The sequence below is a fragment of the Desulfoprunum benzoelyticum genome, from assembly GCF_014201505.1.
GTDB lineage: Bacteria > Desulfobacterota > Desulfobulbia > Desulfobulbales > Desulfocapsaceae > Desulfoprunum > Desulfoprunum benzoelyticum.
In genome coordinates this window covers 140,219-148,752 of sequence record NZ_JACHEO010000008.1, presented here as the reverse complement: position 1 = coordinate 148,752, position 8,534 = coordinate 140,219, and the positions used below count along the sequence as shown (strand labels likewise).

Here is an 8,534-nt window from a genome sequence, read left to right as displayed (position 1 = left end):
TCATGCCCCTTCAGCTTCCGTCATCGCGACCAACCCCCTGGTTCATGCCCCTTCAGCTTCCGTCATCTCGACCAACCCCCGCTGTCATCTCGACCAACCCCCGCTGTCATCTCGACCGCAGGGAGAGATCTTCTTTTGCCAGGGAACGACAAGATTTCTCGCTGCGCTTCGAAATGACGGCGGGGGCGGGATCATGGACTTTGCCCTATCGGGAACATCGAGCACTGTCGCCTCGACCAACCCCCTGGTTCATGCCCTTCAGTTTCCGTCATCGCGACCAACCCCCTGATTCATGCCCCTTCAGCTTCCGTCATCGCGACCAATCCCCTGGTTCATGTCCCTTCAGCTTCCGTCATCTCGACCAACCCCCGCTGTCATCTCGACCGCAGGGAGAGATCTTCTTTTGCCATGGAACGACAAGATTTCTCGCTGCGCTTCGAAATGACAGCGGGGGAGGGGGCGTGGCCTTCGCCCTATCGGGAATGACAAGATTTCTCGCTGCGCTTCGAAATGACAGGGGAAAAAAAACGAAATGACAGGGGAAAACCGAAACGACACAGCAAAAAACGAAACGACGGCGGGGCGCAAGAAATACCGGAAACAGCCCCCGAGTATGACAAAAATGAATCGCTCAATGTTTCGTCCCATCCCTTTTTGTCGCAAAACCCTTTGATACTTTGCATCACCGGAAATTATATTCGGGTTTAGACCTTGCGTGGAGTGGTTCCTCGTGTTATTGTGTTATTTATACATCGTTATTTTCTAAGCAATAGCCAACAATTACAGTCATATTTATTGGTATTTACTGTCTTTTGCAGTGAATTACGGGAGAACAAACCATGCATAAAAGTTTGAAAAGCATTGCCCTCTGTCTGGCCGTCGCCTTCAGTCTGAGCTCGACCGTGTCGTTCGCGAACCAGGGCGGCAGTATCGGCCAAGGCAATATATCCGTTCTCAAGGACGACCAGGTCGTCGACACCCTCAAGGGCCAGAGCCCGATCGATGAGAGCTCGATGCTCGTCTGCGACGGCAAGTGCATGATCAAATCGGCCGGCATCTCGCTGGTGGCGGCCGATCAGGCCAAGTTCGCGATCAAGAACGAGGCCGAGACCTTCCGCCTCTTCCTGCAGTCCGGCAGCGTCGACTACGTCATCACCGAGAACGCCCGCAAGATCGCCTTCCACACCCCGGAAGGCGTGTACAGCATCGCCGAGGTCATCTTCAACGCCGCCTCCGACCCGGTCGTCAAGGGCAGCGTCGCGGTGACCAAGGACGGCAAGACCGAGGTCAGCGTCACCGAGGGCCGGCTGATGTTCGCCACCGCCGACGGGATGAAGACCGTCAACGCCAACGAGAAGATCGTCCTCGCCATTTCCACTCCGCCGCCGGCCGCCCCGGCGGGCGATTCACCGAAAAATGATGACAATGACCGTAAAAAGGGCGCCTACTGGTTCGCCGGCACCGTCGCCGCCGGGGCGTTGTTGATCGCCCTGGCCGACGATAACGACAGCGACGGCCCCGGAGCAGGCCCCGCGGCAGGCCCCGGCGCCGGACCGGCCCCGAGCCCGAAGCCATCGCCGGGCCCGAAACCGACACCTCCCGCCAGTCCCAGCACCTGATCCCGGCTACCTGCTGGCCAGGTACCTGATCGGATAAGAGCACGACATGAAAGAGGATCGCTGAATACCCCATTCGGCTGGTCCTCTTTCGGGTTTCAACCATTGACGTTTCCGTTAGAATTCCCCCGATGTTGAAAGGATCGATAATGAGAAGATTTGCCTATTTCCTCATTGCCGCGATATGCCTTGTCATGTCCGGCTGTGCCGAGGAGCAGTTCGAGGCCAACACCGACCTCAAGCAGTTTCAGGAGGCGAGCCAGGCCATCGAAGAGCAGGCGCCGGCGACCGCCCAGGTCGCGGCCCAGCCGGTTGCCGCGGCGATGACCACAAGCGACGACATCGGCGATTACGTCCTCGGTCCCGGCGACCTGATCCAACTCACCGTCTTTGAAACGAAGGACCTCAACACCGAGGTCCGGGTGTCGTCGCGCGGCCAGGTCAGCCTGCCGCTGATCGGCACGGTCGATGTCCGCAACCTGACCGCGGCCGAGGCCGAGGAGAAGATCGAGGGGCTGCTCGCCGCCCAATACCTCCAGGACCCGCACGTCTCGATCTTCATCAAGGAGCATGTCAGCCGCCAGATCACCCTGGTCGGCTCGTTCAAGAAGCCCGGGACCTATGATTACGTGTCGAAGCGCAACCTCCTCGACGTCATCGCCATCGCCGAGGGGCTGACCGAAAGCGCCGGCACCGCCGCCTATATCACCCGCTTCGACGACAAGAGCAAAAAGAACGTCAACTACTTCGTCGATCTCGACCAGCTGATCAAGAAGGGCAACATGGCCCAGAACATCATGGTGCTGGGCGGCGACGTCATCTTCATCCCCGAGACCGGCCAGTGCTTCGTCGACGGGGCGGTGCGCAAGCCGGGGACCTACCCTATCAAGAGCGGGATGACGATCACCGAGGTCGTCACCCTCGCCGGGGGCCTCGCCGGCTATGCCGACACCGACAAGATCAAGCTCATCCGCCACATGGGGCCGGGCCAGGAGCGCCAGGTCCTGAGCCTGAGCTACAACGATCTCCAGGCCGGGGTCGGCGACAGCCTGCTGATCAAGGACCAGGATATCATCTTCGCCGAATCCAGTTCCAGCGGCATGCTGTTCTCCGGCTCGGGCTTCACCCTCGGCTTCCTCGGCACCGGCGTCAGCTACCGCAACCCGAAGCAATGACCGCGGCACAGTCGATTCGGCACGGCATCAGCGGCCTGCGCTTCCTGGGACAGGCCCCGTCGTGGCTGGCGCTGGCGATCGTCGTCACCATTCCCCTGCTGTTCGGGGCGGTCCACCCGATCGTCCAGGGCGCCTATGTCGCGCTCATCCTCCTCGGCCTCGGCGGCTGGCTGCTGTACACTCTGCCGTCGCTCTCGGGCGAGGGCCTGTCGTGGCGGCGGCTGGCGGTGCCGATCATCCTGATGCTCTACGCCGCGCTACAGGCGCTGCCGCTGCCGCTGGGGCTGATCGCGCTGTTGTCGCCGGCCCGGGCCGAGCGGGTGGCGATGGTCAACGACCTGGCCGGGGCCGGGCTGACCCTGGCGCCACTGGGGGACAACGGCATCATCGGCCTGCAGACCGCGATCTTCATCCTTGCCCTGATACTCCTGTACCTCGCCCTGACCGTGCTGCTGCGCCGCGACCAGCGGTTCCCGGCCCTGCTGCTCACCGCCATCGCCGCCGTCGGCCTGGCGGAGGCATTCTACGGATTGCTGCAGGTCATGAACCCGGGGATCGGGATGCTGTGGCTGGGGATCGCCAACCCCGAGGCCCACGGCACGATCATCTACAAGAATCAATACGCGGCCCTGCTCAACATCTGCTGGCCGCTGGCGGTCGCCGGGGCGCTGCTCCACCTGGCGCCGACCGGCCGGGCCGCCGCCGGGCCTCGCGGCCGCCCGTCCCTGGCGCAGCGCCTGGCCCGGTCGCTGACGCGGCTGCAGCCGCAGGTGCCGATCCTGCTGTTCGCCGCCGGGGTGATGATCCTGGCGGTGCTGTTTTCGCTGTCGCGCGGCGGCATCCTGGCGATGCTGACGGTCAGCGTGCTGCTCAATCTGCTGCTGCCGCTGTCGCGCCGCACCCGGCTGGTGGCGATCGTCGGGATCGTCGCCTTCATCGGGGTCTACGGCTCGATGCTGGGGCTGGACGGCATCGTCGCCCGGTTCGGGACCATCGAGGACTACACGGGGGAGTTCCGCCTCCAGATCTACCAGGCCAGCCTGCCGCTGCTGTTCGACCACTGGCTGACCGGGATCGGGGTCGATGCCTACAAGCTGCTGTCCGGTGTCTATCTCAAGGGCTTTCCGGACAATGTGCTGATCGACCGGGCCCATAACGAGTACCTCGAGACGGCAATCGAGTTCGGTCTGCCGCTGGCGGCGCTGTTCGTCGGCTGGCTGATCGCCGGGATGTGGCGCAGCGGCCGCCGCCTGACTGCGGCCCCGGCTGCCGACCGACCGGCCGCACGCAAGGCCCGGATCGTCGGCATTGCCGCCTTCTCTGCCCTGTTCGGCTTCCTGGTGCACGGGCTGGTCGATTTCGGCTGGCGGCTGCCGGCCAACGCCGTCTATGCGGTGACCCTGCTGGCGCTGATCTCCTGGGCCGTGGCGGAACTGGGGCAGAATGGGCAGCGGCGGGAAGACACGACCGCGGCGGTGAAGGGCTGAGATGGCGTTTCCCTGCGACGAGGTCATCGATATCCACAGCCACATCCTGCCGGGCATCGATGACGGCCCGGCGACGCTGGACCAGAGTCTGGCCCTGGGGCGCTGCTACGCCGAGCTCGGCATCGCCACGGTGATCTGCACCTCGCACTATATCCCCGGCACCGCCTGGGCGGCGTCGGCGGAGACTGTGCGGGAGAAGATGGCGGCGGTGCAGCAGTGCTTTGCCGACCACGGCGTCGCGGTGACGCTGCTGCCGGGGATGGAGATCGCCTTCCACCGCAAGCTGGCGGCGCGGCTGGAGCGCGGCGAGCTGCTGGCGCTGGCGGGTAGTGACCGCTATCTGGTCGAACCGGCGTTCGGCGATCCGGCCGACGAGCTGCTAGCGATGCTGGAAAATTTGAGCGGGCGGGGCTACGCTATCATCCTCGCCCACCCCGAGCGGATCCCGGCGATCCAGGAGATGGGCGAGAAGATGGCCGGGTTTGTGCTGGAGCATGGGGTCGAGATCCAGCTCAACGCCGGCAGCCTCTTGGGGCGGTTCGGCGACGCCAGCCGCCGCACGGCGCTGGGGTTGATCGCGCGGGGGTGTGTGCAGTACCTGGGCTCGGACGCGCATGGGGCCTTGGCCCGCCGCCCGCCCGATGCGGGGGAGTGGGCGGAGTTGGAACGGATGGTCGGGGGGGAACGGTTGCGGGCTTGGTGCTGTGTGAACCCGGCTGGGTTGGTGAGTGGGAAGTAAGATAATAACGAGAAATCTTGCTTTTCCCGGTAGGGCGAAGGCCGTGATGCCGCCCCCGCTGTCATTTCGAAGCGAAGCGAGAAATCTTAATCCAATAATGCACAACTATTACGTATACATACTAACGAACTGGAACAACAAGGTCTTGTATGTCGGCGTAACCAACGATCTCGAGCGGCGGCTGCAAGAGCACAGGATGAAACTGGTTCCGGGCTTTACCGAAAAGTACAACGTGAATAAACTGGTGTACTTCGAGGAAACCCAGGATATCGTCGCCGCGGTGGAAAGAGAAAAAGAGATCAAGAAATGGCGGCGGGAGAAGAAGGATGCCCTGGTTGCCGGTTCCAATCCTGAGTGGAAGGATTTGAGTGAGGGGTGGTGAGTTCTTCGTGGCAGGTTTAAGATCTCTCCCTGCGGTTCGAGATGACAGCGGGGGTTGGTCGCGGTGACAGAGGGACAAAGTCGAGAATGCAGAAGATGGTGTGGCGTCAACCAGGAGGATGGTTGCGTCGCCAGTGCTTGAAAGGGTATAAGCCAGGGCATTGGATACGATGACAATGCTCGTTGTTCCCGGTAGGGCAAAGGTCATGATGATACCCCCGCTGTCATTTCGAAGCGAAGCGAGAAATCTTGTTGTTCCCTGCAGGGGATTATTCCATGACCAGTTTAAGATCTCTCCCTGCGGTTCGAGATGACAGCGGGGGTAGGTCGCGATGATAGTGCTCGTTGTTCCCGATAGGGCGAAGGCCAAGAAGCCTCCCCCGCTGTCATTTCGAAGCGAAGCGAGAAATCTTGCTGTTCCCTGCAAGGGTGCATTTCATGGCCAGTTTAAGATCTCTCCCTGCGGTCGAGATGACAGCGGGGGCAGGTCGCGATGACAGCGGGGGCAGGTCGCAATGACAGTGCTCGTAATTCCCGATAGGGCGAAGGCCAAGAAGCCGCCCCCGCTGTCATTTCGAAGCGAAGCGAGAAATCTTGCTGCTCCCTGCAGGGGATCATTCCAAGACCAGTTTAAGATCTCTCCCTGCGGTCGAGATGACAGCGGGGGCAGGTCGCGATGCCAAGGCAGAAAAGCCGCGATGACAGAGTGGAAAACCCAAAAGACAGAGCATTAACCGAAAAGATTGTGCAATAACCGAAATACCCACAAGACTGAGCATTAACCCAAAAAACAATGCATCAACCCAAATAACAGCGCATCAACCAGATACAGAGACCCAATGACCCCAGACAGAAACCGCAACTACCCATCCCCCGATCGCGCCCTCATACCCCGCGGCGACAACCCCAACTACCTCCCCAGCACCGAAGTCCGCGAAGTCATCCCCGACTTCAACGACGAGATCGACCTGCGCGATTACCTCGACATGCTCATCCGGCGCAAGACCGCGGTGCTGTCGGTGCTGGCCGCCGTCTTCCTCCTCACCGCCCTCTACACCTTCCTCGCCACCCCGCTGTTCAAGGCCCAGGGGATGGTGCGGGCCTCGAGCCAGAACCAGTCGATCACCACGTTCGAGAACGTCGAGAACACCAACCTCCGCACCCTCGAGTTCCAGCAGACCCAGGTCAACCTGCTGCAGAGCAACCAGCTCGCCAACCGGGTCATCGCCAAGCTCGACCTCACCACCAACCCGGTGTTCAACCCCGCCGCCGCCACCGAGGGCGAGAAGCAATCGCCGTCGCTGCTCGCCGGCCTGACCGGCTTCGTCCGTGCCGACCAGCAGCAGGAAGACCTCAGCGTCCTGGAGGAGGACGCCCGTAACCAGGTGCTGGCCCAGAATCTCCTCTCCGCCTTCAAGAACCGGCTGTCGGTCACCCCGGTGCGCAACAGCGAGCTGATCGAGGTGTCGTTCGTCACCCCCGACCCGGCCCTGACCGCGGCGATCACCAACGCGGCGATGGACGAGTTCATCCAGATGCACATGGACACCGGCCTCGAGGCCTCGCGCACCGCCGGCCAGTTCCTCGACAAGCAGATCCGCGCCGCCCAGATCAAGCTCGAGGAATCGGAACTGGAGCTCAACGAGTTCGGCCGCAAGATCGGCATCGTCTCCCTCAATCCCGACCACAACCTGGTGATCAAGCAGCTCGAGGAGGTCAACAACTCGCTGGCCAAGGCCTCGTCCGACCGGATCGCCAAGGAGGCGATGTTCAAGCAGAACCAGCAACTGGACGAAAAATCGCTGGAGCAGATCGTCAACAACACCCTGATCAACGACCTCAAAAGCCAGTACTCGACCCTGGAGGCCGAGTACCGCGACCTCGGCGTCACATTCAAGCCGGGCTACCCCAAAATGCAGCAGCTCAAGGCGAAGATGGACGAGATCGCCGCCCGGATCGACAAGGAGAAGCAGCAGATCATCGACTCGATCCGCAACAACTACGAGACGGCGCTGAAGACCGAGCAGTACCTCCAGGCCAGCGCCGAGGAGCAGAAGCAGAAGGCCCTCGAGCTGGAGGAGAAGGCGACCCAGTACAAGATCCTCGAGCGCGAGGTCGAGACCAACAAGTCGATCTACCAGAGCCTGCTGCAGCGGTCGAAGGAGATCGAGGCCACGGTCGGCGCCGCCGTCACCAACATCCAGATCGTCGACCGGGCGACGACCCCGCTCTACCCCTACAAGCCGCAGGTGGCCAAGAACCTGCTGCTGGGGCTGATCCTCGGCCTGTTCCTCGGCATCGGCGCCGCCTTCACCCTCGAGTTCTTCGACAACACGGTCAAGAACCCGGACGAGCTGGCCGACCGCTTCCACATCCCGGTCCTCGGCCTGGTGCCCTACGACAAGGAGGCCGACGGCGACGATCGCAAAATGGCGCTGCGCTTCTACTCCGACCCGCGCTCGCCGGTGGCCGAGGCCCTGCGGACGACGATGACCTCGGTGCGGCTGTCGGCGGCCGACAACCCGCCCAGGACCATCCTGCTGACCAGCATCCTGCCCGACGCCGGCAAGAGCTCGATGGCGGTCAACGCCGCCTTCTCCTACCTGGCCGACGAGGAAAGCTGCCTGATCATCGATGTCGACCTGCGCAAGCCGAGCCTGCACAAGATCTTCCAGACCTCGCGCAAGACGAAGGGGCTGTCCAGCGTCCTCAGCGGCATCGCCGACCTCGACGAGGTCATCACCCAAACCGACTACCCCGGCCTCGACCTCATCACCAGCGGCCCACTGCCGCCCAGCAGCCCGGCCGAACTGCTGAGCTCGAAGCGGATGCGGGAGCTGCTGGCGACCGTCGCCGGCCGCTACGACCGGATCATCCTCGATGGCCCGCCGTACCAGGGCTTCGCCGAGATCCTGGTGCTGTCGCACATGGTCGACGGGGTGATCCTGCTCGTCGTCGAAGGGGTGACCCCGCGCGAGGGGATCCGCCACTTCCGCAAGGCGATCGCCACCGTCGGCGGCCGCCTGCTCGGCGCGATCATCAACAAGAGCGGGCGCAGGAAGGGCTTCGGCTCCTACGGCGGCTACAAGTACTACACCTACGACTACAAGTACGGCGAGGAGAGCGCGAGCTGACC

At 62.6% G+C, this 8,534-nt stretch carries 7 protein-coding genes; all 7 read left to right on the top strand.

Going from position 1 to position 8,534, the window contains the following annotated elements:
* Positions 1 to 289: hypothetical protein (locus tag HNQ81_RS17345; RefSeq protein ID WP_221270850.1), on the top strand; the 289-nt coding region annotated here is incomplete at its 5' end.
* Positions 290 to 839: 550 nt separating this feature from the next.
* The gene (locus HNQ81_RS08915; protein WP_183350476.1) at positions 840 to 1,619 is read left to right on the top strand and encodes a hypothetical protein; all 780 of its coding nucleotides are present in this window, start codon (positions 840 to 842) and stop codon (positions 1,617 to 1,619) included.
* A 146-nt stretch (positions 1,620 to 1,765) separates the two neighbouring features.
* Positions 1,766 to 2,791 carry a polysaccharide biosynthesis/export family protein gene (locus HNQ81_RS08910; protein WP_183350474.1) on the top strand — a complete coding sequence of 342 codons (1,026 nt, stop codon included), beginning with the start codon at positions 1,766 to 1,768 and terminating at the stop codon, positions 2,789 to 2,791.
* Entirely contained in the window at positions 2,788 to 4,278 is a 1,491-nt protein-coding gene (locus HNQ81_RS08905) for an O-antigen ligase family protein (protein ID WP_183350472.1), read from the top strand. Before HNQ81_RS08910 ends, HNQ81_RS08905 begins: the two co-directional genes overlap by 4 nt.
* Before the next feature lies 1 nt (position 4,279).
* The gene (locus tag HNQ81_RS08900; protein ID WP_183350470.1) at positions 4,280 to 5,017 is read left to right on the top strand and encodes a tyrosine-protein phosphatase; all 738 of its coding nucleotides are present in this window, start codon (positions 4,280 to 4,282) and stop codon (positions 5,015 to 5,017) included.
* Between the two features lie 97 nt (positions 5,018 to 5,114).
* Complete coding sequence (locus HNQ81_RS08895; protein ID WP_183350502.1) at positions 5,115 to 5,399, top strand: GIY-YIG nuclease family protein; 285 nt, start codon at positions 5,115 to 5,117, stop codon at positions 5,397 to 5,399.
* An 838-nt stretch (positions 5,400 to 6,237) separates the two neighbouring features.
* A complete protein-coding gene (locus tag HNQ81_RS08890) occupies positions 6,238 to 8,532 on the top strand; it encodes a GumC family protein (RefSeq protein WP_183350468.1) in 2,295 nt (764 codons plus the stop codon).
* Positions 8,533 to 8,534 lie beyond the last annotated feature (2 nt).